30 protein-coding genes and 2 tRNA genes are annotated in these 26,389 nt (G+C 67.6%); 7 read left to right on the top strand and 25 right to left on the bottom strand.

The window, feature by feature from the left end; genetic code table 11:
* Positions 1 to 10: 10 nt before the first annotated feature.
* The 5 genes from PIGHUM_RS08965 to mltG all read right to left on the bottom strand — a co-directional run bounded on the left by PIGHUM_RS08965 (position 11) and on the right by mltG (position 4,440).
* On the bottom strand, positions 11 to 676 hold the full coding sequence (locus PIGHUM_RS08965; protein WP_160142217.1) for an ankyrin repeat domain-containing protein: 666 nt from the start codon (positions 674 to 676) through the stop codon (positions 11 to 13).
* A 109-nt stretch (positions 677 to 785) separates the two neighbouring features.
* Positions 786 to 1,556 carry a TatD family hydrolase gene (locus PIGHUM_RS08970; protein ID WP_124079228.1) on the bottom strand — a complete coding sequence of 257 codons (771 nt, stop codon included), beginning with the start codon at positions 1,554 to 1,556 and terminating at the stop codon, positions 786 to 788.
* A gap of 48 nt (positions 1,557 to 1,604) precedes the next feature.
* Positions 1,605 to 2,684: a DNA polymerase III subunit delta' gene (holB, locus tag PIGHUM_RS08975; RefSeq protein ID WP_124079279.1), complete on the bottom strand. Its 1,080-nt coding sequence runs from the start codon at positions 2,682 to 2,684 to the stop codon at positions 1,605 to 1,607.
* Complete coding sequence (gene tmk / locus PIGHUM_RS08980) at positions 2,684 to 3,325, bottom strand: dTMP kinase (protein WP_124079229.1); 642 nt, start codon at positions 3,323 to 3,325, stop codon at positions 2,684 to 2,686. The genes holB and tmk overlap by 1 nt, the downstream gene beginning before the upstream one ends.
* The gene (gene mltG / locus PIGHUM_RS08985) at positions 3,322 to 4,440 is read right to left on the bottom strand and encodes an endolytic transglycosylase MltG (protein WP_124079230.1); all 1,119 of its coding nucleotides are present in this window, start codon (positions 4,438 to 4,440) and stop codon (positions 3,322 to 3,324) included. Before mltG ends, tmk begins: the two co-directional genes overlap by 4 nt.
* Positions 4,441 to 4,484: 44 nt before the next feature.
* Between mltG and ygfZ the strand changes: the two genes are divergently transcribed.
* Genes ygfZ through PIGHUM_RS09000 form a run of 3 tightly spaced genes read left to right on the top strand, consistent with a single transcriptional unit; the run spans position 4,485 to position 6,648 of the window.
* Entirely contained in the window at positions 4,485 to 5,504 is a 1,020-nt protein-coding gene (ygfZ, locus tag PIGHUM_RS08990; RefSeq protein ID WP_124079231.1) for a CAF17-like 4Fe-4S cluster assembly/insertion protein YgfZ, read from the top strand.
* A gap of 14 nt (positions 5,505 to 5,518) precedes the next feature.
* Positions 5,519 to 5,842, top strand: coding sequence for a DUF4936 family protein (locus PIGHUM_RS08995; protein ID WP_124079232.1), 324 nt, complete (start codon positions 5,519 to 5,521; stop codon positions 5,840 to 5,842).
* Positions 5,833 to 6,648, top strand: coding sequence for an NRDE family protein (locus PIGHUM_RS09000; RefSeq protein WP_124079233.1), 816 nt, complete (start codon positions 5,833 to 5,835; stop codon positions 6,646 to 6,648). The genes PIGHUM_RS08995 and PIGHUM_RS09000 overlap by 10 nt, the downstream gene beginning before the upstream one ends.
* On the opposite strand, the gene PIGHUM_RS09005 is transcribed toward PIGHUM_RS09000, so the two are convergent.
* The 12 genes from PIGHUM_RS09005 to PIGHUM_RS09060 all read right to left on the bottom strand — a co-directional run bounded on the left by PIGHUM_RS09005 (position 6,609) and on the right by PIGHUM_RS09060 (position 15,202).
* Positions 6,609 to 7,577: an alpha/beta hydrolase gene (locus PIGHUM_RS09005; RefSeq protein WP_124079234.1), complete on the bottom strand. Its 969-nt coding sequence runs from the start codon at positions 7,575 to 7,577 to the stop codon at positions 6,609 to 6,611. The genes PIGHUM_RS09000 and PIGHUM_RS09005 overlap by 40 nt on opposite strands.
* Positions 7,570 to 7,998 (bottom strand): PaaI family thioesterase, encoded by a 429-nt coding sequence (locus tag PIGHUM_RS09010; protein ID WP_124079235.1) that lies wholly within the window; start codon positions 7,996 to 7,998, stop codon positions 7,570 to 7,572. The genes PIGHUM_RS09005 and PIGHUM_RS09010 overlap by 8 nt, the downstream gene beginning before the upstream one ends.
* 4 nt (positions 7,999 to 8,002) lie before the next feature.
* Entirely contained in the window at positions 8,003 to 8,314 is a 312-nt protein-coding gene (locus PIGHUM_RS09015; protein ID WP_124079236.1) for a Dabb family protein, read from the bottom strand.
* A gap of 41 nt (positions 8,315 to 8,355) precedes the next feature.
* Positions 8,356 to 8,766 carry a DoxX family protein gene (locus PIGHUM_RS09020; protein WP_124079237.1) on the bottom strand — a complete coding sequence of 137 codons (411 nt, stop codon included), beginning with the start codon at positions 8,764 to 8,766 and terminating at the stop codon, positions 8,356 to 8,358.
* A 112-nt stretch (positions 8,767 to 8,878) separates the two neighbouring features.
* Entirely contained in the window at positions 8,879 to 9,886 is a 1,008-nt protein-coding gene (locus PIGHUM_RS09025; RefSeq protein ID WP_124079238.1) for an inorganic phosphate transporter, read from the bottom strand.
* Positions 9,887 to 9,898: 12 nt separating this feature from the next.
* Complete coding sequence (locus PIGHUM_RS09030; RefSeq protein WP_124079239.1) at positions 9,899 to 10,525, bottom strand: DUF47 domain-containing protein; 627 nt, start codon at positions 10,523 to 10,525, stop codon at positions 9,899 to 9,901.
* Between the two features lie 302 nt (positions 10,526 to 10,827).
* Positions 10,828 to 12,219: a replicative DNA helicase gene (locus PIGHUM_RS09035; protein ID WP_124079240.1), complete on the bottom strand. Its 1,392-nt coding sequence runs from the start codon at positions 12,217 to 12,219 to the stop codon at positions 10,828 to 10,830.
* A 215-nt stretch (positions 12,220 to 12,434) separates the two neighbouring features.
* Complete coding sequence (gene rplI, locus PIGHUM_RS09040) at positions 12,435 to 12,890, bottom strand: 50S ribosomal protein L9 (RefSeq protein ID WP_124079241.1); 456 nt, start codon at positions 12,888 to 12,890, stop codon at positions 12,435 to 12,437.
* A 19-nt stretch (positions 12,891 to 12,909) separates the two neighbouring features.
* Positions 12,910 to 13,182 (bottom strand): 30S ribosomal protein S18, encoded by a 273-nt coding sequence (gene rpsR, locus PIGHUM_RS09045; protein WP_087780204.1) that lies wholly within the window; start codon positions 13,180 to 13,182, stop codon positions 12,910 to 12,912.
* 28 nt (positions 13,183 to 13,210) lie between these two features.
* Complete coding sequence (gene priB, locus PIGHUM_RS09050) at positions 13,211 to 13,546, bottom strand: primosomal replication protein N (protein ID WP_124079242.1); 336 nt, start codon at positions 13,544 to 13,546, stop codon at positions 13,211 to 13,213.
* A 90-nt stretch (positions 13,547 to 13,636) separates the two neighbouring features.
* Positions 13,637 to 14,008: a 30S ribosomal protein S6 gene (rpsF, locus tag PIGHUM_RS09055; RefSeq protein WP_124079243.1), complete on the bottom strand. Its 372-nt coding sequence runs from the start codon at positions 14,006 to 14,008 to the stop codon at positions 13,637 to 13,639.
* Positions 14,009 to 14,230: 222 nt separating this feature from the next.
* Positions 14,231 to 15,202: an asparaginase gene (locus tag PIGHUM_RS09060; RefSeq protein WP_124079244.1), complete on the bottom strand. Its 972-nt coding sequence runs from the start codon at positions 15,200 to 15,202 to the stop codon at positions 14,231 to 14,233.
* A 156-nt stretch (positions 15,203 to 15,358) separates the two neighbouring features.
* Between PIGHUM_RS09060 and lexA the strand changes: the two genes are divergently transcribed.
* Positions 15,359 to 16,006: a transcriptional repressor LexA gene (gene lexA, locus PIGHUM_RS09065; RefSeq protein ID WP_124079245.1), complete on the top strand. Its 648-nt coding sequence runs from the start codon at positions 15,359 to 15,361 to the stop codon at positions 16,004 to 16,006.
* A 111-nt stretch (positions 16,007 to 16,117) separates the two neighbouring features.
* A complete protein-coding gene (locus PIGHUM_RS09070) occupies positions 16,118 to 16,981 on the top strand; it encodes a hypothetical protein (RefSeq protein ID WP_124079246.1) in 864 nt (287 codons plus the stop codon).
* 66 nt (positions 16,982 to 17,047) lie between these two features.
* Here the strand turns inward: PIGHUM_RS09070 and rlmB are convergent, their stop codons facing one another.
* A complete protein-coding gene (rlmB, locus tag PIGHUM_RS09075) occupies positions 17,048 to 17,779 on the bottom strand; it encodes a 23S rRNA (guanosine(2251)-2'-O)-methyltransferase RlmB (protein WP_124079247.1) in 732 nt (243 codons plus the stop codon).
* A gap of 205 nt (positions 17,780 to 17,984) precedes the next feature.
* Positions 17,985 to 20,585, bottom strand: a complete 2,601-nt coding sequence (gene rnr / locus PIGHUM_RS09080) for a ribonuclease R (protein WP_124079248.1) — start codon at positions 20,583 to 20,585, stop codon at positions 17,985 to 17,987.
* A gap of 109 nt (positions 20,586 to 20,694) precedes the next feature.
* On the opposite strand from rnr, the gene PIGHUM_RS09085 reads away from it, so the two are divergent.
* Together PIGHUM_RS09085 and PIGHUM_RS09090 are read left to right on the top strand one after the other, a co-directional pair.
* Positions 20,695 to 20,779, top strand: a tRNA-Leu gene (locus PIGHUM_RS09085).
* A 78-nt stretch (positions 20,780 to 20,857) separates the two neighbouring features.
* A tRNA-Leu gene (locus tag PIGHUM_RS09090) sits at positions 20,858 to 20,942 on the top strand.
* 73 nt (positions 20,943 to 21,015) lie between these two features.
* Here PIGHUM_RS09090 and PIGHUM_RS09095 read toward each other — a convergent pair.
* From PIGHUM_RS09095 to PIGHUM_RS09120, 6 genes are all read right to left on the bottom strand, one after another.
* Positions 21,016 to 21,900 carry a ZIP family metal transporter gene (locus PIGHUM_RS09095; RefSeq protein WP_124079249.1) on the bottom strand — a complete coding sequence of 295 codons (885 nt, stop codon included), beginning with the start codon at positions 21,898 to 21,900 and terminating at the stop codon, positions 21,016 to 21,018.
* The gene (locus tag PIGHUM_RS09100) at positions 21,897 to 22,508 is read right to left on the bottom strand and encodes a superoxide dismutase (protein ID WP_124079250.1); all 612 of its coding nucleotides are present in this window, start codon (positions 22,506 to 22,508) and stop codon (positions 21,897 to 21,899) included. Before PIGHUM_RS09100 ends, PIGHUM_RS09095 begins: the two co-directional genes overlap by 4 nt.
* A gap of 63 nt (positions 22,509 to 22,571) precedes the next feature.
* Complete coding sequence (locus PIGHUM_RS09105; RefSeq protein ID WP_124079251.1) at positions 22,572 to 23,048, bottom strand: DEAD/DEAH box helicase family protein; 477 nt, start codon at positions 23,046 to 23,048, stop codon at positions 22,572 to 22,574.
* 113 nt (positions 23,049 to 23,161) lie between these two features.
* On the bottom strand, positions 23,162 to 23,620 hold the full coding sequence (locus PIGHUM_RS09110; protein WP_124079252.1) for a universal stress protein: 459 nt from the start codon (positions 23,618 to 23,620) through the stop codon (positions 23,162 to 23,164).
* Positions 23,621 to 23,685: 65 nt separating this feature from the next.
* Positions 23,686 to 24,942, bottom strand: coding sequence for an acetate/propionate family kinase (locus tag PIGHUM_RS09115; RefSeq protein ID WP_124079253.1), 1,257 nt, complete (start codon positions 24,940 to 24,942; stop codon positions 23,686 to 23,688).
* Positions 24,939 to 26,363 carry a bifunctional enoyl-CoA hydratase/phosphate acetyltransferase gene (locus PIGHUM_RS09120; RefSeq protein WP_124079254.1) on the bottom strand — a complete coding sequence of 475 codons (1,425 nt, stop codon included), beginning with the start codon at positions 26,361 to 26,363 and terminating at the stop codon, positions 24,939 to 24,941. Before PIGHUM_RS09120 ends, PIGHUM_RS09115 begins: the two co-directional genes overlap by 4 nt.
* Positions 26,364 to 26,389: the final 26 nt, after the last annotated feature.

Genomic DNA, 26,389 nt, shown 5'->3' on the forward strand with positions numbered 1-26,389 from the left:
GGGCGCGTGCTCAGCGGCGCATGCGGCGCTGGCGCTCCAGGTTCAGCCGTTCGACCAGGTCGTTCGCCAGCACGGTATTACCCGCCTCGCGCCCCACGTCGGCGGCGTTCTTGCCCTGGGCGTTGCGCGCGTAGCCGTCCGCGCCCTCGTCCAGCAGCAGCTTGACGGTGGGGCCGCGGTCATAGCGCATCGCCATCATCAGCGGCGTCGTCTGGTCCGGCGATTCGGCATCGATGTAGGCATGGTGTTCGATCAGCAGGCTCACCGCGTCGTTGTGCCCCATCGTCGCGGCGTAGTGCAGGGCCGTCCAGCCCGGCTGGTTCACTTCCGCTCCGCGTTCGATGAGCTTCTCCATGCGCGCGGTCTCGCCGAGTATGGCCAGGTACATCAGCGGCGTCTCGCCCAGCAGGTTCTTGCGGTTGACGTCGATGCGCGGGTCCGCCAGCAGCACGTCGTAGACCTCCCAGGCCTGCTCCTTGATGGCTTCCACCAAGGGCGGGTTGCTCGCCGCGTTGGGGGCATTGGGATCGATGCCGCGAACCAGCAGCGACTTGACCGACTTGGCCCGGTCGTTGCGGAGGTCCACCCAGAAATCGTCGGCCGTATCGGCATGGGCCGACGCCATCGCCAGGCAGCATCCAAGCGCCGCGAGCGTTTGCAGTCCGATTGTTTTCATACGGGTACGCATCTGCGCATGCCTCATTGCATTGGGAAATAGAACTGTGCCGCCGGGTAGGCCACTCGGCGGCGAATCAAGCTGAGTTAAAGCTATTTATAACTTCAACTTAACTCTTTATATCTTTGAAAAGATTGAAAAAATTCTCTGTCGATGCGCTTTCGATCGCAGCGACTGGAACCCCTCGGAGTTCGGCGATTTTCTCCGCCACGTGGATCACCTTGGACGGATCGTTGAGCTTGCCGCGATACGGCACCGGCGCCAGGTAGGGCGAGTCGGTCTCGATCAGCAGCCGCTCCAGGGGAACGTTGCGCGCCACCTCCTGCAAGTCGCGCGCGCTCTTGAAAGTGACGATGCCGGAAAAGGAAATGTGGAAATTCATCGCGATCGCCGCATCGGCCACCTGCTGCGATTCGGTAAAGCAGTGCATCACCCCGCCGACCTCGGCCGCGCCCTCCTCCTGCATGATGCGCAGGGTATCGTCCGAAGCCGAACGCGTGTGGATGATCAGCGGCTTGCCGGTCGCGCGGGCCGCCCGGATATGGCGGCGGAACCGCTCGCGCTGCCATTCCAGGTCGCCGGTCAGGCGGTAGTAGTCCAGGCCGGTCTCGCCGATGGCGACGACTTTGGGCGTGGCGGCCATCTCGACCAGTTGCTCGACCGAGGGATCGGGCGTGTCTTCGTAGTCGGGATGCACCCCGACCGAGGCCCACAGGTTGTCGTGCTGTGCCACCAGTTCCACCAGGCCCGGCCAGTCCGGCAGGTTGACGCTGACGCACAGCGCGCAGCCCACGCCATTCGTGCGCATGCGCGCGAGCACGTCCGGCAGCTGCGCGGCCAGTTCGGGAAAATCCAGGTGACAGTGCGAATCGACAAACATGGCAGGTGTACGACGTATCAAATAACGGTAATCGAGGCACGGCAGCCGTCAGGCGGCCGTCTTGCGCGGAGCGGCGCATGCGCCGCAGACCTGGTTCAGCACGTCCTGGGCGAACAGTCGCGGGCTCAGCGGGTGGTCGGCGATCATGCGCTGCCGGCCGAGCCAGCGCGCCAGCTCGCCTATCCGCGACCGGCCTGCGCGCGCTCCGATCTTGGCGGTCGCGGCCGCCAGGTCGGGGAAATAGCGGGCGGCCGTACCGGCCTGCGCCAGCGCAATGTCGGCCGCCAGGCGCTGCAGCGCATCCATCCATGCCGCAGGCGGCGTCTTGTCCAGGGCATCGACCAATTGGCCGACGTCGGGCGCCTTGCCCTGTGCCAGCGCCGATGCCAGTGTATCGAGCCAGGCCGCCCGCGGCGGCAGGCCCGCTTCGGCATGTCGCCAGGCGACGACCGGCGCTCCGCCCGACGCGGCCAGGTGCGCGGCGGCATCGGCCACGCCCTGCTGCTGCAGCCAGGCCAGCGCCGGGCCGGTCGCGGGCGCCCCCAGCGGCAGCCGGCGGCAACGCGATACCAGCGTCGGCAGCAGCCTGTCGGGCGCGTCCGATACCAGCAGGAACACCGTATGCGCCGGCGGTTCCTCCAGGATCTTGAGCAGGCCGTTGGCCGAGATCACGTTGAGGGCCTCGGCCGGGTACAGCAGCACCACTCGCAAGCCGCCGCGGTGCGTGCCGGTATTGGCCCACGATTCGATGGCGCGGATCTGCTCGATGCGGATCTCGCGCGAAGGCGCGCGTTTGGAGCCGGCCTTGGCGGTGTCGGCCTCGCCGCCCTCGCCGTCGCCCTCGGCGTCCTCGGCCTGCCCTTCAGCCAGCGCGACCGCCTCGGGGCGGATCCGCCGGAAATCCGGGTGGTTGCCGGACGCATACCAGGTACAAGCCGGGCAACCGCCGCAGGCCATGCCGCCCTCGGGCCGCTCGCACAACAGACTGGCGGCCGCCGCGCGCGCGAACTCGACCTTGCCTATGCCGGCCAGGCCATGGATCAGCCAGGCATGAGCGAAGCGCCGCCGCTGCTCCTCGCCCAGCCAGGCGCGCGCCGCCTCTTCATGCCAGGGATAGAAACGCGGCATCACGACCGCTCTCCCGCCCCGGCCACGCAAGCGTGCAGCAGTCCGGCCAGTTCGGTCCGGATCGCCTCGATCGAACGGGTGGAATCGATCAGGTGGAAACGCGCCGGATCGGCCTGCACCCGGGCATGATAGGCCGCGCGCGTGCGCTCGAAGAAGGCGTCGTCTTCGCGCTCGAAGCGGTCGAGCACGCGGGTGCGCCCCAGGCGTTCGCGCGCCACTTCCAGCGGGACGTCGAACAGGCAGGTCAGATCGGGCTGCAGGCCGCCGTGGACCCACTGCTCCAGCACCGCGATGCGCTCGGCCGGCAGGCCGCGTCCGCCGCCCTGATAGGCATAGGTCGCATCGGTAAAGCGGTCGCACACGACCCACCTGCCCGCGGCCAGCGCGGGCTCGATGACGGTGCGGATGTGCTCGCTGCGCCCCGCGAACATCAGCAGGCATTCGGTCTCCAGCCGCATCGGTTCGGACAGCAGCAGGTCGCGCAGCCGTTCACCCAGCGGCGTGCCGCCGGGCTCGCGCGTCTGCACCACCTCCAGGCCCAGGCTGCGCAGCTCGGCGACCAGCCAGTCCAGGTGGGTGCTCTTGCCGGCGCCGTCCACGCCTTCCAGGGTGATGAAGCGGCCGCGTACAGGCGCGCTCATGGCTGGGACTCCGCGGAAGGCATGGCGCCCTCGAGAGGCACGTCGGCCGGCGCGGCGTCCACCGGGCCGGGCGGCGGCGCCGCGGGCGGGCTCGTCTGGCCGCGGCCGAGCTGGTAGCGGCCGACGTTGCGGTTGTGGGTATCCAGCGTTTCGGAGAAAGCGCTGGTGCCGTTGCCGCGCGAGACGAAGTAAAGAAACTTGTGGGGCTCGGGCTGCACCGCCGCCAGCAGCGAAGCGCGTCCGGGGCTGGAGATGGGCGTGGGCGGCAAGCCGCGCCGGGTGTAGGTATTCCACGGCGTGTCCGCGCGCAGGTCGCGCCGCCGCAGATTGCCGTCGAACACTTCGCCCAGCCCGTAGATCACGGTCGGGTCGGTCTGCAGCGGCATGCCCAGCCTCAGCCGGTTGATGAACACGCCTGCGATGCGTTCCCGATCGGTATGCAAACCGGTTTCCTTTTCGATGATGGAGGCCAGGATCAGCGCCTCGTAGGGCGAACCCAGCGGCAGGCTCTCATGGCGCCGGCCCCAGACGTCGGCCAGTTCGCGCTGCTGGGCGCGGTGGGCGCGGCGCAGGATGTCGATGTCGCTGGACCCCACGGCGAACAGGTAGGTATCGGGAAAGAACAGCCCCTCGGGATGGCTGGTGGAGGCGCCGACCATCGCGGCGACGGCGGCGTCGTCCAGGCCGTCCAGCGTCTGGCGGACGTCCGGGTGGCGGCGCAGCGCGGCCCGGATCTGGCGGAAATTCCAGCCTTCGATGAAGGTGATCTCGCGCTGCGTGACGTCGCCGCGCGCCAGTCGCGTCAGCAGCGTCCACAGCGATTCGCCGCGCACCACCTCGTAGCCTCCCGCCTTGATCCGGCGCTCCGTGCCGGTGATGCGCGCATAGGCGATCAGGACCTCGGGCGGCACGTCGATGCCGGCCTCGCGGATCCGAAGGGCGATGCCGCGCATGGTCGTGCCTTCGTCGATGACGAAATCGACCTTGTCGGACGGCAGCGAAAGCGGCATGCGCAGGTAGGCGACGGCGGCGCCTATGCCTGCCAGCGCCAGCAGCATCAGTGCGATGAACGATACCGCCAGCGTGCGCTTGAGGGAAAAATGTCGTTTGGGCATGGGCTGCCTATAATACTTCGATCGACTTCATCGACTACTCCAAGATGTCCGTCCAAGAGATTTTATCCGCCGGGACCGCTTCCCAGGCGCCTGCCGGCATGGTGCCGCTGGATCATTTGACCGTGATCGAGGCCAAGGGTGCCGACGCCGCCGATTTCCTGCAAAGCCAGCTGACCCAGGACGTCGCCAAGCTCGATCCGGACCATGCATGCCTGGCCGGCTATTGCACGGCCAAGGGGCGCATGCTGGCCAGCGCGCTGCTGTGGCGCGCGCGGCCCGATCCGGCCGACCCGGTCCCGCGGCTGCTGCTGGTGGTCGACGCCGGCCTGGCGGCCGCGCTGCAGAAGCGCCTGTCCATGTTCGTGCTGCGCGCCAAGGTCAAGCTTGCGGTCACCCCGCTGAAAGTGGCCGGGGCCTGGGGCGGCGCCGAAACGCTGCAATCCGCCGCTGGCGGTCCCCTGCCCACGACGGACTGGGTCCGCGCCGACCTCCCCAGCGGCAGTTGGATCGCCGCACCCCGCGCCGATGCCGGGCCGGCGCGCTGGTGGTGGATAGGCGACGATGGCCAACTGGCCGCGCTGACGCAGGCCGCCGGCATCGCCCACGGCGGCGCCGATGCCTGGCGCGCCGCCGACATCGCCGCCGGCATTCCCTGGATCACCGCCGCCACGCAAGACCTGTTCGTGCCGCAGATGGTCAATTTCGAGCTCATAGGCGGCGTCAGCTTCACCAAGGGCTGCTACCCCGGCCAGGAAGTGGTCGCGCGCAGCCACTACCTGGGCAAGGTCAAGCGGCGAACCTTCCATGGCCGGCTCGCGCAGGCCGACGCGCAGGCCGACGCGCAGGCGCTGGTCGCTGCCGACGTGTTCCAGGAGGGCGACGAGCAGCCCTGCGGCCGCATCGTCAACGCCGCTCCCGACGGCGACGGCGTCGCCATTCTCTACGAAAGCACGCTGGCCGCCGGCCAGGGCGAGCTGCCGCTGCATGCGGGCTCGCCCATCGGCCCGGTCATCGCCCCGCAGGCCCTGCCCTATGCGCTGGCCGGCAACAACGCGCAAGGCTGAACAGGACACCCGGCATGGATCATCTCTACGTTTACTACAAGCTGGCGCAGGCCGACCTCGCCCGGGCGCTGGCCCCCGCGCGCCAGGTGCTGGCCGCCGGCCGGCCCCATGCCCGGCGCACGCAGCTGCTGGCCCGCCCCGGCGCGAGCGACGGCGTGGCGACCTGGATGGAGGTCTACGAAGGCGTCGCCGATACCGCCGCGCTGGAAGCGGCGCTGGCGCAAGCCGCCGAGGCCAGCGGCCTGGCGCCGCTGCTGCGCGGACCCCGGCGCACCGAGGCCTTCGCCGACCTGCCCGTGGACCCGGCGGACCTGGGCGCCGCTGCTTCATGTGCCTGATTGCTTTCGCCTGGGATCCGCTCGGCGAAACGCCGCTGCTGGTGGCTGCCAACCGCGATGAGTTCTACGCCCGCCCGACCGCGCCCGCCGATTGGTGGACCGATCATCCCGATCTCTGGGGCGGACGCGACCTGGCGGCAGGCGGCACCTGGATGGGCGTGACCCGCCAGGGCCGCTTCGCCGCCATCACCAACTATCGCGAAGCCGGGAGCCACGACCCGCGGGCCCCCTCGCGCGGGCATCTGGTGGCCGAATTCCTGCTGGGCGAGGACGCTCCCGCCGGCTACCTGCGCGGCGTGGCCGGCCTGGCCGGCCCGTTCAACGGCTTCAACCTGATCGTGGGCGATTTGTTCGGCCCCGCGCCGTCCCTCTGGTATTTCTCGCACCGCCGCGGCTACCCCGCCGACGCGCCCAAGGCGCTTTCGCCGGGCGTCTACGGCCTATCGAACGCGGTGCTGGATACGCCCTGGCCCAAGGTCGTGCGAACCACCGCGGCGCTGGCCACGCTGAAAGCCACCGAAGCGCGCCCGGCGGCCTATCTGCAGATGCTTGCGGACACGACCGAAGCCGAGGACGCGCTGCTGCCCAGCACCGGCATCCCGCTGGAACGCGAGCGCGCCCTGTCCGCCGCCTTCATCATTACGCCGGACTACGGCACACGTTCCCAGACGGTGCTGGCGGTCACGCGCGGGGGCCGCGTCCAGGCGGCAGAACGGAGCTTCGACGACGCCCGGCAGGCGCGCCACCTGGTGTCGGCCACGCTGCGTCAGGTCGATTTCGAAGTCCCGAACACCGCGCGCAGGTAGTCCACGGTCTCGTGCTGCGCGTGCCGCGCCACGCGCAGCGCCCCGCCCATGTTGTAGAAGCCGTGCGTGGTTCCCTGGTAGAGGCGGCAAGTCACCGGCACGCCCGCAGCCCGCAGCTTGTCGCCATAGGCCCGCCCCTCGTCCACCAGCGGATCGCACTCCGCCAGTTGCAGCAGCACAGGAGCCGCGCCGGCGAACTCGGGAGCGTCCAGGGGGGCGAAACGCCAGTCCAGCCGGTCGGCGTCGTCGCGCAGGTAGAGGTTGAAGAACCACTGTATGGTCCGGGCGTCGAGCAGGTAGCCCGCGGCGTAGGTCTCGTGCGAGGGCGTGTCCTGCCAGGCGCACGTGCCCGGATAGAGCAGCACCTGGGCGGCCAGCGGCAGGCGGTCGTCGCGGGCGCGCAGGGCCGCCTGCGCGGTCAGGGTGCCGCCCGCGCTGTCGCCCATGCCGGCGATGCGAGCCGGATCGACGCCCAGCATCGCATGCTTGTCGAAAGCCCAGCGCCAGGCGCCGTAGACGTCGTCGGCCGCGGTCGGGAACCTGTATTCGGGCGCAAGCCGGTAGCCGATGGACAGCACCTTGCAGCGGGCGCCGTTGGCCAGCATGCGGCAGACCGCATCGTAGCCTTCCACGCTTCCGACCGTGAACCCGCCGCCATGGGCGAAGACCAGCAAGGGAGCCGGCTCGGGCGCATCCATGCCGGTATACAGACGCGCGCCGATCCGTCCAGCCCCCACCGGGATCTCGAGATCGCGCACCTGCGCGACCTCGGCCGCGGCGATCTCCAGCACCTTGCTGGCTTTTTCGTGGAACAGGCGAGCAGCCTGCGGGGGGTGTTGCCAATACGGCGGCCGGTTCGCCCGGCGGATGCGCGCAACCAGGTCGGCCACCTGGGGATCCAGGGGCCGGGGATGCTCCAGCCTAGCCATCCACGCCCTGTTCGCTGCGCTTTTTGATGTATTTGAACGTTCCGCTGGAACGCGCCACCAGCTCGCCTGCCTCGTCGCGCACCTCGCCCTCGCAAAAGGCCATGGTGGTGGAGCGGTGATAGCACTTGCCGGTGGCGAACAGCGTGTCGCTCTGCCCGGGGCGCACGAAGCTGGTGGTCATGTCCACGGTGGCGCTGCCGCGCAGCTCGGGGTGCAGCGAACGCGCGGCAGTCGCCATGGCCGCATCGAGCAGCGTCATCAGCACGCCGCCGTGGCACACCTGCCAGCTGTTCCGGTGTTCGGGCAGGATCGCCATGCGAACCTCGGAGACGCCGCCTTCGGCCTTGACCAGGCGGGCGCCCAGCCATTCCAGGAACGGAATCGACACGCCGGTGACGGTCTGGGGAGTGTCTGCCGGCATGGGATTACCTCGCCGGCAGTTCGTAGTCCATGCACTGGCGCTCGGTGCGCACGGCCGACATCAGCGGCTTGCTCGCCACGTGCCGCGGATGCACCTGATACGCTTCGAGCGCCTCGCGGCTCTCGAACAGCGAATTGAGAACCACGTCGTAAGTGGCCTCGCAGCCCTCGCTGGCCAGCCCGATCTCGAACTCCAGCATGCCTGGCACGCAGTCGCGGCAGTCCTCCAGCAACTGCCTGACCTTCTGCATATTGGCCTGGCGATCGGCGCCTTCGGCGTGTTCCTTGAGTTTCCACATGACGATATGGCGGATCATGAGGGACGAGTCCTCCGGTAAGGGTTCGGGAATGGATGCGGTCAGCGGCGGGCGGTGCGCTGCCCCAGGATGGCAGCCAGGATCAGCCCGCCGATCACGGTGATGTGTTCGAGCACGACCAGCATTTCATGCATGCCTTCCTGGCCGGACATGGTCCAGAAGGGATGCGCGATGGGAATGGTCAGCAGCGTGAACACGGCCAGCGCGCCTGCGCCCAGCCAGGCGCCGCGATTGACGATGATCAGCAGCGAGCCGCCGAGCTGGACGATGATGGTCAGGGCGTTGAACAGCCAGCCCGGCTCGAGGCCGAAATGGCTCATCTCGGCCACGCCTCCCGCGAAATCCGTGAGCTTGACCAGCCCGCTGGACCAGAACATGAAAGTCAGGACTAGGCGCCCGAGCAACAGCAGCGCGCGTGATTCGAGCATGGCTTTTATGGGTGCGGGGGTCATGGTGTCATCCGTCCGGGATAGAAGGAATTGCGCCTGCCGGCCCCACGGGCACGGCATCGGGCGCGCCCATCATACTGGAAGTCGCCGCGTTCCGGATGGCCGCGGCGAACCCTCAGAACACCAGCCGGCCCACCCACCAGGCGCCGGCGGCGACCAGCGCCGAAGCGGGGATCGTCAGGATCCAGGCCCACACGATATTGCCTGCCAGGCCCCAGCGCACCGCATTGAACTTGCGGCTGGACCCCACGCCGACGATGGCGCCGGTGATGGTATGCGTGGTCGAGACCGGAATGCCCAGCGCCGCGGCCAGGAACAGCGTCATCGCGCCGCCGGTTTCCGCACAGAACCCGCCCACCGGCTTGAGCTTGGTGATGCGCTGGCCCATGGTCTTGACGATGCGCCAGCCGCCGAACATGGTGCCCAGCGCGATCGCCGTGTAGCAGCTCACGACTACCCACATCGGGACGTGATCCTGCGCGCCCGGCACGTTGGCCGCGATCAGCAGCAGCCAGATGATGCCGATGGTCTTTTGCGCATCGTTGCCGCCGTGCCCCAGACTGTACAGGCCGGCCGACACCAGCTGCAGGCGGCGGAACCACTTGTCGACCTTGAGCGGACGGGTGCGGAAGAACAGCCACGACACGATCAGCATCATTGCCCCGCCCAGCACGAAGCCCAGCACGGGAGAGACGACGATGAAGGCGATGATGGTGAGGATTTCACGCGTCATCAGCGCGCCCGGGCCGCCCGCGGCCAGCCCCGCGCCGACGATGCCGCCGATCAGCGCGTGCGACGACGAAGACGGAATGCCGAAATACCAGGTGATGACGTTCCAGGCGATAGCGCCGACCAGCGCGCCGAAGATGACGTAGTGATCCACGAACGTGGGATCGACGATCCCCTTGCCTATCGTGGCGGCCACCTTGAGATGGAAGATGAAAATGGCGACGAAATTAAAAAACGCGGCGAAAACGACCGCGTGATGAGGCTTGAGTACTCCCGTGGAAACCACGGTGGCAATGGAATTGGCTGCGTCGTGGAACCCATTCATGAAATCGAAAATGAGTGCCAGCACGACCAGGATGCAAAGCGTGACCAGACTGATCTGAAGCGTGTCCATGAAATGTCCCGACTAGGCGTTTTCCAGCACGATGCCTTCGATCAGGTTGGCAACGTCCTCGCACTTGTCGGTGACTTCTTCCAGCAGCTCGTAGACCGCCTTCATCTTGATCAACTGGCGGGTATCCGACTCGTCCCGGAACAGCCGGCCCATGCCGCGGCGCATCACGCGGTCGGCATCGGATTCGAGGCGGTCGATCTCCTCGCAGATTTTCATGATGCTGGCCGTATCGTCCAGGTTGTGCAGCAGGCCCACCACCATGTGGAGGCGATCGCAGCATTGCACGCCGATGTCGGCAAGCGCCCGCGCATCCGCCGTCACTACCCGGACGTCGTAGAGGCCGACGCACTGGGCGGCATCCTCCATCAGGTCCAGGATGTCGTCCATCGTCGTGATCAGCTGGTGGATCTGGTCGCGGTCCAGCGGCGTGATGAACGTCTTGTGCAGCATGTCGACGGTATCGTGGGTGATCTTGTCCGCCTTTTTCTCGAGCGTCTCGACGTTCAAGATACGCTGATCCACCTGCGACAGGTCGCCCATCAGCGCGGCAAGCTCGCGCGCGCCTTGCCGGCACAAGTCGGCATGGGCCGCGAACATGTCGAAAAAGCGCCCTTCCTTAGGCATCAAGCGTGCAAACATCGCGTCCTCTCGATACGCCATATGACAAACACATGACGCGTTAAAAACCGCGCGAAGTGTAGCATGAGGGGGAGGCCCCCCTGTACGCCCTTACGGGCGCCCCCCAGGGGGCGGCACTGGCGGACCGGCGGAGCCCGATCCGCTGTGTCCGTCGTTAGGACACGTGCGGATGTGGGCACAAGGCAAGAACGCGTTGCCTCGATCCGAGACGCCCTTCCCAGACCCAGGATGCGGTGGATCCGGCTCTGCCGGTCCACGCGCATCGCCCCCTGGGGGGCGCCCGTAAGGGCGTACGGGGGGGCCTAATACTCGCTGTCGACGAAGGCGTTGCCGGAGAAGTTGGCGAATTTGGTATACATGCCCTGCCAGGTGAGGCGGATGGTGCCGATGGGGCCGTTGCGCTGCTTGCCGATGATGATTTCGGCGGTGCCTTTGTCCGGGGTGTCGGGATTGTAGACCTCGTCCCGGTACAGGAAGATGATGACGTCCGCGTCCTGTTCGATGGCGCCGGATTCCCGCAGGTCGCTCATGACGGGGCGTTTGTTGGGCCGCTGCTCGAGGCCGCGGTTGAGCTGGGAGAGCGCGATCAGCGGGCAGTTCAGTTCCTTGGCCAGCCCCTTCATCGAGCGGCTGATCTCGGACAGTTCCGATGCGCGGTTTTCGTTGTTGCCGCTGCCGTTGCCCGACATCAGCTGCAGGTAATCGATGATGATCAGGCCCAGCTGGCCGCATTGCCGGGCCAGGCGGCGGGCGCGCGAGCGCAGTTCCATGGGGCTGAGCGCGGGCGTCTCGTCGATGTAGAGCTGGGTGTCCTGCATCTTCTGGATGGCATGCGTCAGCTTGGGCCAGTCCTCGTCGAGCAGCTTGCCGGTGCGCAGGCGCTGCTGGTCCAGGCGTCCGACCGAGCCCAGCACCCGCATGGCGAGCTGCGAGGCGCCCATTTCCATCGAGAAGATCGCCACGGGCAGCCCCTCCTCCACCGCGACGTGTTCGCCGATGTTGACGGAGAAAGCGGTCTTGCCCATGGAGGGGCGGCCGGCCACGACGACCATGTCGCCGGGCTGCAGGCCGGACGTCATCTTGTCCAGGTCGGTAAAGCCGGTGGGCACGCCGGTGACGTCGGAAGTGCTGTCGCGGTGATAGAGCTCGTCGATACGCTCGACCACCTGGGTCAGCAGCGGCTGCAGTTCCTGGAAGCCGGCGGTGCCGCGCGCGCCTTCTTCGGCGATCTGGAATATCTTGGACTCGGCCTCGTCCAGCAGTTGCCGGGTGTCCTTGCCCTGCGGGTTGAAGGCTGCCGACGAAATGTCGTCGGCCACCGTCACCAGTTTGCGCAGCACGGCGCGGTCGCGCACGATCTCGGCGTAGCGGCGGATGTTGGCCGCCGACGGCGTATTCTGCGCCAGCGAGTTCAGGTAGGCCAGTCCGCCCACCTCCTCGGCCTTGCCTGCCACCTGCAGGGCTTCGTAGGTCGTCACCACGTCCGCCGGGCGCGCCAGGCCGATGAGCTTGGCCATCTGCTGCCAGATCATCCGGTGATCGTAGCGGTAGAAATCGTCTTCCTTGAGGATGTCCGCGATGCGGTCCCAGGCGGCATTGTCGAGCAGCAGGCCGCCCAGCACCGACTGCTCGGCTTCCACCGAGTGAGGAGGCACGCGCAGGGATTCGAGCTGGGGATCGACGGGCGAATTCATAGTACGGACAAAGAGGAGATGGAACGGCCGGCCGGCGCGCGGGCCGGTGACAGTGTAGCCCTTTGACAAGGGGCGTGCGGTTGCCTGCCGCGGCGAAAAAACAAACCCCTCATTTCCACGAAATGAGGGGTTTGTTCAGCCTGGACGGGCACCGCTCGTACGCCGTTGCCGCCGGCCGTTGCGGCCTGGCGGCGGATGGCGCCACGGATGGGCGATCAGGCGGTTTCGCCGACCACGACGATCGTGATGTTGGCCACGACGTCGGTGTGCAGGGCGACTTCCAGCGGGAATTCGCCGATGGTCTTGAGCGGACCGTTGGGCAGGCGGACCATGCCCTTTTCGACGGAGTCGAAACCGGCGCCCTTCAGCGCGGCGGCGACGTCGAAATTGGTCACGGAGCCGAACAGGCGGCCATCCACACCCGCCTTCTGGGTGACGGACACCGACTGGCCTTCCAGGCGCTCGGCCACGGCTTGCGCGGCGGCCAGCTTGTCGGCCTGGACCTTCTCGAGCTCGGCGCGGCGGGCTTCGAATTCCTTGAGCGCGGCGTCGGTGGCGCGCTTGGCCATTTTCTGCGGGATCAGGAAGTTACGGGCATAGCCGTTCTTCACACGGACGACGTCGCCCAGGTTGCCCAGGTTGGCGACTTTTTCGAGCAAGATGATTTGCATGATTGGACTCTCCCGGCAATCAATTGTGGTTGTCGGTGTAGGCCAAGAGCGCCAGGAAGCGGGCGCGCTTGATTGCCGTATCGAGTTGGCGCTGGTAGTGCGCCTTGGTGCCGGTCAGGCGGGCAGGAATGATCTTGCCGTTTTCCTGGATGAAGTCGCGCAGGACCTCGATATCCTTGTAGTCGATCTGGTCAACGCCAGCTGCCGTGAAGCGGCAGAACTTGCGCCGCTTGAACAGCGGATTCTGTTGACCGAACTTCTTTTTTTCCTTGCGTTTGCCGAATGCGGCCATGATGTACCTCTTGGGTATTCAATCCGTTTCACATCTGGGAGCTGCCCTGCCCGCCCTCCGCGGCGTCCTCGCGGGCGAGGATGGCGGCTTGCTGGATGTGCAGTCTCAGTCTGCTTGAACCTTTCCGGGTCGGAGCCAGGAACCCTTCGATCCTGAGCGGCTTGCCCAGCGCTTCGCGCTCGAGCCTGCCGGCCAGGTCGCCGATGGCCACCGCATTGACGAGCAATTCGATCCGGCGGGGCTTGCCGCCTTCGATCTGCTCGGATTCATGGACAAGCGTCAGTTCCAGCACCGGGATACCGGCGGGGGTGTACCTGATCGGCTTGCACTCGACCGCCTCGGCGGTCAGCAGAACCCTGTTCAATGCCGTGCCGTCCAGGACACCGCACACGCCCTGCGGGCGGTCTGCGATGCGGGTGGTCGGCTACGACCTCTCATGCCATTCCAGCCGGGCTCAGGCCTCGGCTTGGGTGGTTTCGGTGGAAACCTTGCGGGCCTCCTCGCGCTCGACGATCTTCATCATCGGCGACGGGGCGGTCTCGGCCTTCTTCATCTTGACGACGAGATGGCGCAGCACGGCATCGTTATAGCGGAAAGCGTGCTCGAGCTCGTCCAGCGTGGGCTGGCCGCACTCGATGTTCATGCACACGTAGTGAGCCTTGACGAGCTTCTGGATCGGGTACGCCAGTTGACGACGGCCCCAGTCTTCCAGACGGTGAATCGTGCCGCTCTGGCTGGTGATCAGCGACTTGTAACGGTCGACCATGGCCGGAACCTGCTCGCTCTGGTCCGGGTGAACGATGAAAACTACTTCGTAGTGACGCATCTAAGCTCCTTATGGATGGTCCCCGGGGTTTGCGGTGCAAGCATCGCGCAGCAAACCCCTGTGTAGGCGCAAGTCCGCTCGGGCGTCTAGAGTCGGACAAGGGATGAAACCTGGCTAGGCAAAAAATGCCCGCCAAAAATCAAGCTTTTGATTATCGCCCGGGAAAACGGAAAAATCAACCGCCCGTGGTCGCCGAGCCTATCTGGGGGGGGGGCCGCCCCGTCAGTGCGTGTCGAACAGCGACTGCAGGGCCGCCGGCTCGCGGCAGCCGGAACCCAGCGCCAGCATCGCCAGCACGCGCGCTTTCCATGGAGACAGCGTGCCCCCGCCCACCATGCCGTGGACGGCCGGCGCGCATCCGCTGCCCGTGCGCGTAGTGCACACGACCACCACGCCGGCGGCCTGCAATTCGGCGAGCGCCGCGAGCGCGGTAGCGCCCGCCGAGCCGCTGCCCGGCCCGGCCCAGACCAGGCCCTGGGCGCCGCAGGCTCCGGCCGCGCGGATCAGGTCCGCCGAAATGCCGGCATAGCCCGCCAGGATCTCCACCGGAAGCAGCGGCGTCCCGGCGGTAAAGCGGGTGGCCGAGGTGTGCAGCCGCTCGGGCCGCGCCAGCCAGACGATCCTGCCGTCCTGCACCAGGCCCAGCGGCCCGGCATCGGGCGAGGCGAAGGCATCGGGCCGCGAGGCATTGATCTTGGCCACGCCGCGCGCGCCGAATATCCGATGGTTCATCACCACCATCACGCCGCGGCCCGAAGCGCCCAGGCAGGCCGCGACCGCGGCGGCGTCGAGCAGGTTCATCGGCCCGTCGGCCGACAGCGACGTGGCCGGGCGCATCGCCCCCACCAGCACGACCGGCTTGGTCGTCTGGAGCACGAGGTGCAGGTAGTAGGCGGTTTCCTCGAGCGTGTCGGTGCCGTGCGTAACGATCACGCCGTCGACCGCCGGATCGTCCAGCACTTCCTGCAGGCGCGCCGCGAGCGCCTGCCAGAACGCCGGCGTGGCGTCCTTGCTGTCGATCGACGCGAACTGCTCGAGGGTGAATTCCGCCACCTCGTCCAGTCCGGGCACCGAGGCGTGCAGCGCCGCCGCGTCGAGCACGCCCGCCCGGTATTCCATGCTGGCCTGGGGACGTGTGCCGGCACCGGCGATGGTGCCGCCGGTGGCGACGAGATGCAGGCGGGGATTCGGCATGAAAAGCTCTGCGGCAATGAGACCGCGCCATGATACCTCCGGGCCGGTCGCGGCCATGCGACAGACTCGACGGATTTCGAAACAAGTATCTTGCGCAAGCCCGGATACTGTATAAAAATACAGTTACTGGATAAAACCCCACTCCCGGAGCCCCGAATGGCCAAGCTCACCGCGCGCCAGCAGCAGATCCTGGACTTGATCCGCCAAGCCATCGTCACGACCGGTTTCCCCCCCACCCGCGCCGAAATCGCGCAGGCGCTCGGATTCCGCTCCCCCAACGCGGCCGAGGAACACCTGAAGGCGCTGGCCCGCAAGGGCGTGCTCGAGCTGTCCGCCGGCACCTCGCGCGGCATCCGCCTGAAGGATCCCGCGCCGGAAGCCGCCCCGCTCCAGCTCACCCACCCTGTCCTGGCCCAGCTCATGCTGCCGCTGGTCGGCCGGGTGGCGGCGGGCAGTCCCATCCTGGCGACCGAGCATATCGACAAGGAAATAGGCGTCGACGCCGCCTTGTTCGCCCAGCGTCCCGATTACCTGCTCAAGGTCCGCGGCAACAGCATGCGCGACGCAGGCATTCTCGACGGCGACCTGCTCGCGGTCAGGAAGGCCGCGCTGGCGCGCGACGGCCAGATCGTCGTGGCGCGACTCGGCGACGAAGTCACCGTCAAGGAGTTGCGCCATACCGAGCATGGCCTGAGCCTGTTGCCGGCCAATCCGGACTTCCAGCCTATCGAGATCTCACGCGACAGCGAAGACTTCGCACTGGAAGGCATCGCCGTCGGCCTGATCCGAGCCGGACTGCACTGAACCGGCATCCGCTTTGCCAGCCGCTACGCATGCCCCGGCACGCACATGCGGCGTCCCATCACCCTCCGAGAGCCCTTTGCCCGGGCCTGCGGAAACAGACGGAAGAGCATCATGAGATCCCGTACGCCCAGCCTTTCCACCGGATTCCCCGAACTCGACAACGTCCTGCCCCAAGGCGGCTGGCCTGTCGGCGCACTGACCGAGATGCTGGTTCCACGCGTAGGCCATGGCGAGCTGAGCCTGCTCGGCCCGCTGCTGCGCCGGCTGACCGCCGCAGGACGCATGGTCGCGTTGCTGGTGCCGCCCCATCTTGCCTATGTCCCGGCGCTGATCCAGCAAGGCGTCGCGCTAAGCTGCGTCAAGGTCATACGCACCGACCACCCGCTGGACGGCCTTCCTGGCATGGAGGACGCCCTGCAGTCCGGGGAGTTCGCGGCGCTGGTAGCCGTCCTGCCGCCGAACGGACTCGAGGCCCCCCAGCCGGAAGGCACGGTGCGGCGCCTGCAGCTTGCGGCGCGCCTGGCGGCCTGCCCCGCGTTCCTGTTCCATACCTGCAGCACCCCGGAAACGACGTCGGCTTCGCAATTGCGGCTGCTCGTGGACATGAGCCAGCCGAGCCGCTTCGACATACGGCCCATCGCACCCGCCCCTTCAGGGCAGGACACGGCCACGGTCACGCTGTGCGTAGCGCCGCAGGCAACGCCGCCCTCCTTCCGGCGCGCAGCCGGACCGGTCGCCGGCAGCCAGCCTGCTGCACCCCATGCCTCGGCAGCCGGCACGCGCCGCCATGGCCCGGGCACGCCGGAAGAAACTTCCAGCACGCCGGGAACGGGCCAACAGGAACAGGAACCGGCGCCGCGCCCCCTGCCAGGCGGCCGCAGCCCCTGGCCTTTCAAGCAGCGCCGTAGCGCCGTAGGCCAAGGCGGTTATTCAGCCACTCTGGCCATGCTGTTTTCGCGCGGCTGGAACGCCTAACGGACGACTGTCCGGTGCCATGCCGAGACCTATGAGGGCACTCTCCGGCTGCGCGGGCTCGGCCGCTCAGTTGCGCTGGCGGACGGTTTCGTACAGGCAGACTGCCGAAGCCACGCTGACATTGAGGCTTTCGACCGAGCCTTGCATGGGAATACGGACGAGCTGATCGCAAGTCTCCCGGGTCAGCCTGCGCATCCCTTCTCCTTCCGCCCCCATGACCCAGGCGATAGGTTGGCGGGCGTCCACCTGGTGGATGGTCTCGGTTGCTTCATCGTCCGTACCGACGACCCACACACCGCGCTCCTTCAGGGCACGAAGCGTGCGCGCCAGATTCGTCACTGTCAGATAGGGCACCGTATCGGCCGCCCCGCAGGCCACGCGCTGAACAGTGGCGTTGAGGCCCACGGCGCGATCGCGCGGCGCGACCACCGCATGCACGCCGGCGCCGTCCGCGGTACGCAGGCACGCGCCCAGATTGTGCGGATCGGTCACGCCGTCGAGCACCAGCAGAAAAGCCGGCCCCTGGGCATCGTCCAGAACCTCGTCGACGTCCATCGCCAGTTCCAGGCCTTCGACCAGCGCCACCACGCCCTGGTGACGCTGCCCTTTGGCCAGCCCGTCCAGGCGCTGCTGTCCGACAGGATGCACTTTGCAGCCGGCGTTCTGCGCCTGTTCGATGAAGGACTGCATGCGACGGTCGCGGCGAGCCTCTTCAACGTAGATATCCTTGATCGAGCCGGACGCGTGGCGCAGGCGCGCCGTCACTGCGTGAAAACCGACCAATACCTGATGTGTCATGCCCCCCCCTACGCGCTTCGCGCGCCCCCCAGGGGGCGGCACTGGTGGACCGGCGGAGCCGGATCCACTGTGCCCATGGGGAGCAGAGCCTGGACGCAAGGAAATTGAAAAAAATGCGGCGCTGTTTGGCAGCGCCGCGATGAATGAAGGTTATTAGACCACGGGGCGACACACGCGTGTACTCGCCCAGCGCGGCACCCAGCCGTCAGTGCCGCTTGCGGCTGTGCTTGGCCGCGGCGGCGCGTTTGCCGGTGCGGGCGCTGCCGGGTTTCTTTTCCTGGGGGTGGGCGTCGGCCTGTTTATCCTTGGGCACTTTGGACATGTCGCTCAGCAGCACGCCCTTGGCGGATTTTTTGCCGCTGGGCCGCCCCGAGGCAAAAGGCGCCCCCTCGGGGGGCAGCGTAGCCGAAGGCGTAGCGTGGGGGCCTTTTTTGCCGCCGGGCCGCCCCGAGGCAAAAGCCGCTCCTTCGGGTGGCAGCGCGGCCGAAGGCGTAGCCTGGACGCTTTTCTTTGCCGGCTCGCGCTCGGATGCCGCTTCGCGCTTGATGGCCTTGCGCAGGCCTTCATAGCTGACGCCCTTGACCAGTTTGAATTCGATGCGGCGCGATTCCAGGTCCACGCGGGCGACCTGGACCTGCACCTTGTCGGTCAGGCGATAGCGCATGCCGGTGCGCTCTCCGCGCAGTTCGTGCAGGCTGTCGTTGAACTGGAAATATTCCGCGCCCAGCTCCGAAACGTGGACCAGGCCCTCGACGTACAGCTCGTCCAGGGTCACGAAGGTGCCGAAGGACGCGACGCCGGTAATCGTGCCGCTGAACACGTCGCCCACGTGCTCGCGCATGTACCAGCACTTGAGCCAGGCTTCCACGTCGCGCGAGGCGTCGTCGGCGCGCCGCTCGTTGGCCGAACACAGCAGGCCGAGCTTTTCCCAGAGCGCGTGCTCCTGCTCCTTGGCGGTGCCCGGGATCATGGGCATCTCTTCCAGCGCGTTCGGCACGTAGCGCTTGCCCTGCACCAAGGCCTTGATGACGCGGTGGGTCAGCAGGTCGGGGTAGCGGCGGATGGGCGAGGTGAAATGGGTATAGGCCGGATAGGACAGGCCGAAATGGCCGACATTGTCCGGGCTGTACATGGCCTGCTGCATGGATCGCAGCGTCATGGTTTGCAGCAGCGGCGCATCGGGACGGTTCTTGGCGCTCGCGAGCAAGGCGGAGTAATCGGCTGCGGCGGGCTTGTCGCCCCCGCCCAGGGACAGGCCCAGCGTCTTGAGGAAATCGCGCAGCGCCTGCAGTTTCTCGAGGGTCGGCCCCTCGTGGATGCGATACAGGCCGGGATGCTTGCTGCGCTCCATGAAGTCCGCCGCGCAGGTGTTGGCGGCCAGCATGCATTCTTCGATCACCTTGTGCGCATCGTTGCGCACATAAGGCACGATGCTCTGGATGCGTCCCAGTTCATTGCAGACGATCTTGGTCTCGACCGTATCGAAATCGATGGCGCCGCGTTTTTCGCGGGCCTGCTGCAAGGTCTTGAACAGCTCGTAGAGGTCCTGGATCTGCGGCAGCACGCGCGCATGCTTGCGGCCTGCCGGTCCGTCTGGCTGCTGCAGCGCGGCCCACACCTCGGTATAGGTGGTACGCGCATGCGAATGCATGACGGCGTTGTAGAACTGGTAGGCCTGGACCGTGCCGGCCTTGGCGCCGGAGGCCGGCACGACCATGTCGCAGACCAGCGCCAGCCGGTCCACGTCGGGATTGATCGAGCACAGGCCGTTGGACAGCTTTTCCGGCAGCATCGGAATGACTTTGCGCGGGAAATAGACGCTGGTGCTGCGCTCCAGCGCATCGGCGTCGAGCGCATCGCCCGGCGTCACGTAGTGCGCCACGTCGGCGATCGCCACGATCAGGCGCCAGCCCGGACGCTTGCGCGCGCCGCTGCCCAGTTCCACACGTTCGCAATAGACCGCGTCGTCGAAATCGCGCGCGTCCTCGCCGTCTATCGTAATCAGCGGAACGTCGCGCAGGTCGTAGCGCCCGGCCAGGTCGCCCCTGGTCACTTCGGAAGGCAGACGCTCCGCGCGCGCCAAGGCCTTGGCGGAGAATTCGTGCGGCACGTCGAACTTGCGGACGGCGATCTCGATTTCCATGCCGGGATCGTCGATCTCGCCCAGGACTTCGACCACCCGCCCGAGCGGCTGGGTGTGCCGCGTAGGCTGCTCGAGGATCTCGACCGTGACGACCTGGCCGTGCTGGGCCTCGCCGATCTCGCCCGGCGGCACCAGGATGTCGTGCTTGATGCGCTGATCTTCGGGAACGACGATATAGAGCCCGCGTTCGTTCAGGAACCGTCCGACCAGCTTGTTGGTGCGGCGTTCGAGCACCTCGACGATGCTGCCTTCCGGCTTGCCGCGGTAGTCGCTGCCGGTGCTGCGCACCAGCACGCGGTCGCCATGCAGCACCTTGAGCATTTCCTTTGACGACAGAAAGAGATCCTGCTGTCCGTCGTCGCGGATCAGGAAACCGAAACCGTCGCGGTGTCCCTGCACTCGCCCGGCGATGAAATCGAGTTTCGTCGCCAGCAGCAGCGCGCCCTTGCGGTTCTGCATGACCTGGCCGTCGCGCTCCATGGCGGCCAGGCGACGCTCGAAACCGACGCTGCCGGCCGCGACGCCCAGGCGGCGCGCCAGTTCCCCCGGGGCGATCGGAACGTTGGCTTCCCGCAGCAGCGCAAGAATCTGCTCGCGGCTGGGCACGTCCGGATCGAAATCGGGAGGAGTATTCGGTTGGTTATTATGGGATCGAGTTGTCAAAGGGGAAAGTTCTCTTTATAATGCGCAGCTTCGGTTGCTAGCGCATAAACGCGACGGAACGACGCAAGGAATAACTTGAGTTTACCGCAGCGGTTGGCATTGCAGCAGAGCCCAGATGGCGGAATTGGTAGACGCACTAGTTTCAGGTACTAGCGCTTAGCGGCGTGGAGGTTCGAGTCCTCTTCTGGGCACCAGTTTCAACAAAGCCGGCAATTCATGCAAGCATGTTGAATCGGGTGTGTGGTTGGCAGTAAGGTGTTGGCAGTTGCAGTGCCCAGGTGGCGGAATTGGTAGACGCACTAGTTTCAGGTACTAGCGCTTAGCGGCGTGGAGGTTCGAGTCCTCTCCTGGGCACCAAGGTTTACGAGACTTCTCCTCAAAGCCTCGCAAGAACGAACCCGCGCAAGCGGGTTTTTTCATTTCCGGGCCCCTATCCCAGCGCCGTGTCCAGCAGCATCATCAGCACGAAGCCCAGCATCAGCCCGCAGGTGGCATAGACCTCGTGGCCCTTGCGGTGCGACTCCGGGATGATTTCGTGGCTGATCACGAACAGCATGGCGCCCGCGGCGAAACCCAGCCCCCAGGGCAGCAGCTGGGCGGACCAGCCGATGATGGCGGCGCCGAGGACGGCGCCCACGGGCTCGATCAGCCCCGACGCCATGCCCAGGCCGACGGAGAATCCTCGCCGGTAGCCGGCCGCCAGGAGCGCCACGGCGACGACCAGCCCCTCGGGCACGTCCTGGATGGCGATGCCGGTGGCCAGCGCGCTGGCGCGCAGCGCGTCGGTGCCGGCATAGCCGACGCCGATGGCCAGCCCCTCCGGCAGATTGTGCAGGGCGATGGCGAAGACGAACAGCCAGGTCCGGCGCAGAGTGCGCGCTTCCATGCCTTCCTTGCCCTTGATGAAGTGCTCGTGCGGCAGCAGCCGGTCGAGCGCCAGCAGCGCGGCGCCGCCCAGCAGAATCGCCGTCCCCATGACCAGGCCTGCGCCCCAGGGCCCGAAACCCAGCCGATGCGCCGCGTCCAGGCCGGGAACGACCAGCGAGAACGCGCTGGCCGCGAGCATGACGCCGGCGCCGAAGCCGAACATCGTGTCCTGGACCTTCTGCGACAAGGTCTGCGAGAACAGCACCGGGACGGTGCCCAGCGCGGTGGCGACCGCGGCGACCAGCCCGCCGGTCAGGGCCTGCTCGACGTGCGGCGTGCCCGCGCCCAGCCTTGTCCAGAGGCCCCACAGACACAACGCGCCCGCCGCGGCGAGCAGCGCCCAGCCCATCCATCGAGCCGGCTGGGGCGGCCGGGCGGTCTCGCTCATGCGACGGCGGCCTCGTAGCGGCGCGCCACTTCGTTCCAGTCGATGACGTTGTAGAACGCGGCGATGTAGTCGGGGCGGCGGTTCTGGTATTTGAGGTAGTAGGCGTGTTCCCAGACGTCCAGGCCCAGGATGGGCGTGTTGCCTTCCATCAGCGGGCTGTCCTGGTTGCCGGTGCTGCTCACCACGAGCTTTTTCTGCGGGGTGACGCTGAGCCAGGCCCAGCCGCTGCCGAAGCGCGTCAGGGCCGCCTTGGTGAAGCGTTCCTTGAAGACGTCGAAGCCGCCGATGTCGGCGTCGATCGCCGCGGCGAGATTGCCGGCGGGAGCGCCGCCGCCCTGGGGCGACATGACGGTCCAGAACAGGCTGTGGTTGGCATGGCCGCCGCCGTTGTTGCGCACCGCGTCGCGCACGCCTTCGGGCAGCGCCGGGATCCCGGCGACCAGCTCCTCGACCGGCGGAAATGGCAGGCCGGCGCCTTCCAGCGCGGCGTTCAGGTTGTTGATGTAGGTCTGGTGATGGCGGGTGTAGTGGATCTCCATCGTGGCGGCGTCGATGTTGGGCTCGAGCGCGTCATAGGCATAGGGCAAAGGCGGGAGGGTATAAGGCATGCGATTCTCCGTAGGGACTCCAGCAAGTACAGGACTCCCAGCCCGGATACCGTGCGCGCGGCATCAATGGGGCCTCCCCGCCGAGGCGCCGCGCGTCGGGTCGAGCGCCGCCACCGCCTTCGCCCGCGCGTGGTCCGGCTGCTCCGACAGGAAGCGCAGCAATTCGGCATAAGTCTGGCGGCTGTGGCGCAGCGCCGCCTGCCGCCAGGCGTCGCCAAGCTCCCCGTTCTCGCCCGTCGTGGCGCGGCACAGCAACTGGTGGGCTTCGCATAGGCAGACGGCGCGGTCCTCCACGGCCCCCAGGCTGGCGTGGGTGTCCGCGAGGTTGTGATACGCGACGACCAGCGCGGCGGTGCCCGCCTCGGCATCGGCAATATGGCCGTACAGCTCGGAAGCCACGCGCAGCGCCACGCCATAGCAGGCCTTCGCCACGGCGTGTTCGCCGCGCGCATGGGCGCGATTGCCGCGCATGATGGCCCGGCGCCACCGGGACAGGCTGGCACAGGCGCGCACCGGTGGTTGCGCGCGGGAGGAAACCACTTGCATATCGGGGCCTCGCACTGCCGTTATTCAGTAATGATAATTTCTATCATTTTTATTTGCAATTGAACGGCAGCAGCGTGCCGTGCGGGCTATCGCGGTCCCCTTCCCGTTCAGCCGGTCTTCCTGGCCTGCCGCACCAGCATGACCGGCACCGGCGAGGTGCGCGACACCTGCTCGGCATCGCTGCCGATCAGCACCCGGTTCACGCCGCGGCGCCCATGCGTGCCGAGCACGATCAGGTCCGCGCCGCCCTGGACCGCGCGGTCGACGATCATTTCGGAAACACGCGCCCCTTTGCTCTCCTGCAGCGAGACCTCCACCTCTATCCCCTCGGCGGCAAGCTCGGCGCGCGCCGCGTCGAGCAGCTCCTGCCCGGCCTTCAGGAACATCGGTCGGATCTCCCGTATGTACACGGCGGGCGTCTCGCGGCCCGAGACGTGGTCGAGCTCGTTGACCACGTGCAGCAGCTCTATGCGCGCGCCGCACAGCCGCGCCACCATGGCCGCCTCGGCCAGCGCCAGCCTGGAAGTGGGGCTGCCATCCAGCGGAACCAACAGTTTCTTGTACATCGTCGCTCCTTGTCAGTGCCGCGTGCCGCGTCGCCGGCCGGCGACCGTTGCCCGCGGCTTCGTCGTCATGCCGGCGCGGCGCCTGGCACCAGGGCCAGGGCATGCCGCGCGGCGATCCATTCTTCGTTGGTCGGCTCCACGCCCACCGCCACACGGCTGCCTGGCCGGGAGATCAGCGGCGCGTGCCGCGTGTTCGCCTGATCGTCCAGCGCGATGCCGAGGAAAGCGAGGTCGGCGCAGACACGGCGGCGGATTTCCACCCCATGCTCGCCGACTCCGGCGGTGAACACCAGCAGGTCCAGCCCGCCCAGCACCGCCACCAGCGCGCCGATTTCACGCACGATGCGGCGCACGTACAGCGCCAGCGCCGCCCTCGCCCGCTCTCCGGCCTCGCCCTGGCGGGCTTCTGCCTCCAGCAGCACGGGCGGATCCGCCGACAATCCCGACACGCCGAGCAAACCCGATTCGTGATAAAGCACCCGCCCGACCTCTTCCAGGCTCAGCTTCTCGATCTCCATCAGGTAGATCACCGCTCCGGGATCGAGCGCGCCAGTGCGCGTGCCCATCATCAACCCGTCCAGCGCCGAGAATCCCATGGTGGTGGCGACGCTGCGCCCCTCCAGCATGCCGCACAGGCTGGCGCCGCTGCCCAGGTGGGCGGCGATCACGCGCCCTTGCGCCAGCGTGCCGTGGCGCTCGGGCAAGGCCACGGAAAGATAGTCGTAGGACAGCCCGTGGAAGCCATAGCGCCGCAGCCCGCGCTCCCAGGCCGCATAGGGCAGCGGCAGCATCTGCTCGACCTTGGGCAGCGTATGGTGGAAGGCCGTGTCGAAGCACGCGACCTGCGGCAGATCCGGCTGCACGTCGAGCAGCACGTCGACGGCCTCCAGCGCGAAAGGCTGGTGCAGCGGCGCCAATGGAATGTAGCTGCGCAAATCGGCGAGCACCTCCGCATCGACCGGCACCGGCGCAAAATACTTGCTGCCGCCATGCACGATGCGATGCGCGACCGCGCGCAGCCTGCGGCCGGCCAGCCGCGCCGTCACGCGTTCGCGGATATGCGCCAGCGCCGAGTGATACGGCCGCGCCTCGTCCAGCGCCAGCGGAACCGGCTCGGCGCCGGTTTCGCCGAAGCTGGCGCCGGCGCGGCCGATGCCCTGCACCTTGCCGTTCCAGACCGGTTGGCGCGGCAGCGGATCCTGGCCCGCGTCGAACAGCGCGAACTTGATGCTGGACGAACCGCAGTTGAGCACCAGGACCAGGTCGCCCTGGCTGGGATAGCGGTCGGCCGTTGCCGGGGAAAGCGCGTTGGCCGGATTCATGGCGGGCTGCTCCTGTAGTGGTGGGCCAGCATCAATGCGATGGCGCACGAGGCGATGCGCGATTCGTGCGAATCGGCCCGGCTGGTCAGCACGATGGGCACTTTGGCCCCGAGCACGATGCCGGCGCTCGAGGCATTGCCCATGTACTCGAGCTGCTTGGCGAGCATGTTGCCGCTTTCCAGGTCCGGGACGACCAGGATGTCGGCCTGCCCCGCCACCTCGGATTCGATGCCCTTGATCCGCGCGGCGGCGGCCGAGACCGCGTTGTCGAACGCGAGCGGACCGTCCAGCAGCGCGCCCGCGATCTGGCCGCGATCGGCCATCTTGCAGAGCGCCGCCGCATCCAGCGTGGCCGGCATGCGGGGATTGACCGTTTCCACCGCCGCGAGGATGGCCACGCGCGGTTCGGCCACGCCGATCACGTGCGCGAGGTCGATCGCGTTGCGCACGATGTCGGCCTTCTCGTCCAGGCCGGGCGCGATGTTGATGGCGGCATCGGTGATGATGAAAGGCCGCGGGTAAGCCGGGGCCTGCATCAGGAAACAATGGCTGACGCGCCGCTTGGTGCGCAGCCCCGCGGCACTGCTCAGCACCGCAGCCATCAGCTCGTCGGTGTGCAGGCTGCCCTTCATCAAGGCCTCGACCTCGCCCCTGCCCGCCAGCTCCGCGGCGCGCGCCGCGGCGGCATGGCTGTGCGGCACCGCCTCGATCACGGCATTGCCCAGGTCCAGTCCCGCCTGCGCGGCAACGGCGCGCAGCTTGTCGGGCGGGGCGACCAGGATGGGCTCGATCAAACCGGCGGCGCGCGCATCCAGCGCCGCTTTCAGGCTGAGCTCGTCGCAAGGGTGCACGACGGCGACGCGGATCGGCGCCATCCGGCGCACGTGGTCGAGCAGCTTGCGCACCCCGCCGCTCGCCTGCCGCACCTCGGGCAGGCTCTGCATGGCGCGTTCGATCTTGCGCGCCGGCGCCACGACCTCGGCATCGGCCTCCAGCACGACGGCGCCGGCCTGGTTCGTGCCCACGCAGGCGAGCCGCGCCAGGCGGCGGGCGGGATCGAGGCCCTGGACGGTGGCGCGCACGGTGAGCGTGTCGCCCACCTTCAGCGGCGCATGGAAGCGATGCGCGAGAGCATGGCATTGCGTGCCCAGGCCGGGCAGCTCCGTCCCCAGCAGCGCGGCCAGCAGGGAACCGCCCCACATGCCGCGCGTGAATACGTCCAGCAGGTCCGCCGCGGCGTCGAATTCGGCGTCGATGTGGCGCGGATCGATGCCGGCGAACTGCAGGGCGAAAAACTGGACGTCCTCGAGCGTCAGCGTACGCTCGATGGCGACGCTGTCGCCGATCCGCAGGTCTTCGAACAGGCGGTTGCGAAGCAGCCGTCCGGTTTCGGCGGCAGGCGGCAAGGCGGGTTCGGTCATGTTCGGTTCCTCGCGAGTGGTTGTGC

Origin of the sequence: Pigmentiphaga humi (genome assembly GCF_900606115.1) — a bacterium.
Classification (GTDB): Bacteria; Pseudomonadota; Gammaproteobacteria; order Burkholderiales; family Burkholderiaceae_B; genus Pigmentiphaga; species Pigmentiphaga humi.

Coding starts and splice junctions, on each gene's coding strand:
- PIGHUM_RS09015 (WP_124079236.1), bottom strand. CDS start 8,314: ATGATCCGCCATATCGTCATGTGGAAACTCAAGGAACACGCCGAAGGC.
- PIGHUM_RS09035 (WP_124079240.1), bottom strand. CDS start 12,219: ATGAATTCGCCCGTCGATCCCCAGCTCGAATCCCTGCGCGTGCCTCCT.
- PIGHUM_RS09070 (WP_124079246.1), top strand. CDS start 16,118: ATGAGATCCCGTACGCCCAGCCTTTCCACCGGATTCCCCGAACTCGAC.
- PIGHUM_RS08965 (WP_160142217.1), bottom strand. CDS start 676: ATGAAAACAATCGGACTGCAAACGCTCGCGGCGCTTGGATGCTGCCTG.
- PIGHUM_RS09110 (WP_124079252.1), bottom strand. CDS start 23,620: ATGTACAAGAAACTGTTGGTTCCGCTGGATGGCAGCCCCACTTCCAGG.
- holB (WP_124079279.1), bottom strand. CDS start 2,684: ATGCCGCGTTTCTATCCCTGGCATGAAGAGGCGGCGCGCGCCTGGCTG.
- PIGHUM_RS09020 (WP_124079237.1), bottom strand. CDS start 8,766: ATGACCCCCGCACCCATAAAAGCCATGCTCGAATCACGCGCGCTGCTG.
- ygfZ (WP_124079231.1), top strand. CDS start 4,485: ATGTCCGTCCAAGAGATTTTATCCGCCGGGACCGCTTCCCAGGCGCCT.
- PIGHUM_RS09120 (WP_124079254.1), bottom strand. CDS start 26,363: ATGACCGAACCCGCCTTGCCGCCTGCCGCCGAAACCGGACGGCTGCTT.
- PIGHUM_RS09115 (WP_124079253.1), bottom strand. CDS start 24,942: ATGAATCCGGCCAACGCGCTTTCCCCGGCAACGGCCGACCGCTATCCC.
- PIGHUM_RS09000 (WP_124079233.1), top strand. CDS start 5,833: ATGTGCCTGATTGCTTTCGCCTGGGATCCGCTCGGCGAAACGCCGCTG.
- PIGHUM_RS09005 (WP_124079234.1), bottom strand. CDS start 7,577: ATGGCTAGGCTGGAGCATCCCCGGCCCCTGGATCCCCAGGTGGCCGAC.
- PIGHUM_RS09010 (WP_124079235.1), bottom strand. CDS start 7,998: ATGCCGGCAGACACTCCCCAGACCGTCACCGGCGTGTCGATTCCGTTC.
- mltG (WP_124079230.1), bottom strand. CDS start 4,440: ATGCCCAAACGACATTTTTCCCTCAAGCGCACGCTGGCGGTATCGTTC.
- PIGHUM_RS09060 (WP_124079244.1), bottom strand. CDS start 15,202: ATGCCGAATCCCCGCCTGCATCTCGTCGCCACCGGCGGCACCATCGCC.
- rplI (WP_124079241.1), bottom strand. CDS start 12,890: ATGCAAATCATCTTGCTCGAAAAAGTCGCCAACCTGGGCAACCTGGGC.
- PIGHUM_RS09030 (WP_124079239.1), bottom strand. CDS start 10,525: ATGTTTGCACGCTTGATGCCTAAGGAAGGGCGCTTTTTCGACATGTTC.
- PIGHUM_RS08995 (WP_124079232.1), top strand. CDS start 5,519: ATGGATCATCTCTACGTTTACTACAAGCTGGCGCAGGCCGACCTCGCC.
- rlmB (WP_124079247.1), bottom strand. CDS start 17,779: ATGACACATCAGGTATTGGTCGGTTTTCACGCAGTGACGGCGCGCCTG.
- PIGHUM_RS09025 (WP_124079238.1), bottom strand. CDS start 9,886: ATGGACACGCTTCAGATCAGTCTGGTCACGCTTTGCATCCTGGTCGTG.
- rpsR (WP_087780204.1), bottom strand. CDS start 13,182: ATGGCCGCATTCGGCAAACGCAAGGAAAAAAAGAAGTTCGGTCAACAG.
- PIGHUM_RS09095 (WP_124079249.1), bottom strand. CDS start 21,900: ATGAGCGAGACCGCCCGGCCGCCCCAGCCGGCTCGATGGATGGGCTGG.
- PIGHUM_RS09100 (WP_124079250.1), bottom strand. CDS start 22,508: ATGCCTTATACCCTCCCGCCTTTGCCCTATGCCTATGACGCGCTCGAG.
- lexA (WP_124079245.1), top strand. CDS start 15,359: ATGGCCAAGCTCACCGCGCGCCAGCAGCAGATCCTGGACTTGATCCGC.
- tmk (WP_124079229.1), bottom strand. CDS start 3,325: ATGAGCGCGCCTGTACGCGGCCGCTTCATCACCCTGGAAGGCGTGGAC.
- rpsF (WP_124079243.1), bottom strand. CDS start 14,008: ATGCGTCACTACGAAGTAGTTTTCATCGTTCACCCGGACCAGAGCGAG.
- PIGHUM_RS08970 (WP_124079228.1), bottom strand. CDS start 1,556: ATGTTTGTCGATTCGCACTGTCACCTGGATTTTCCCGAACTGGCCGCG.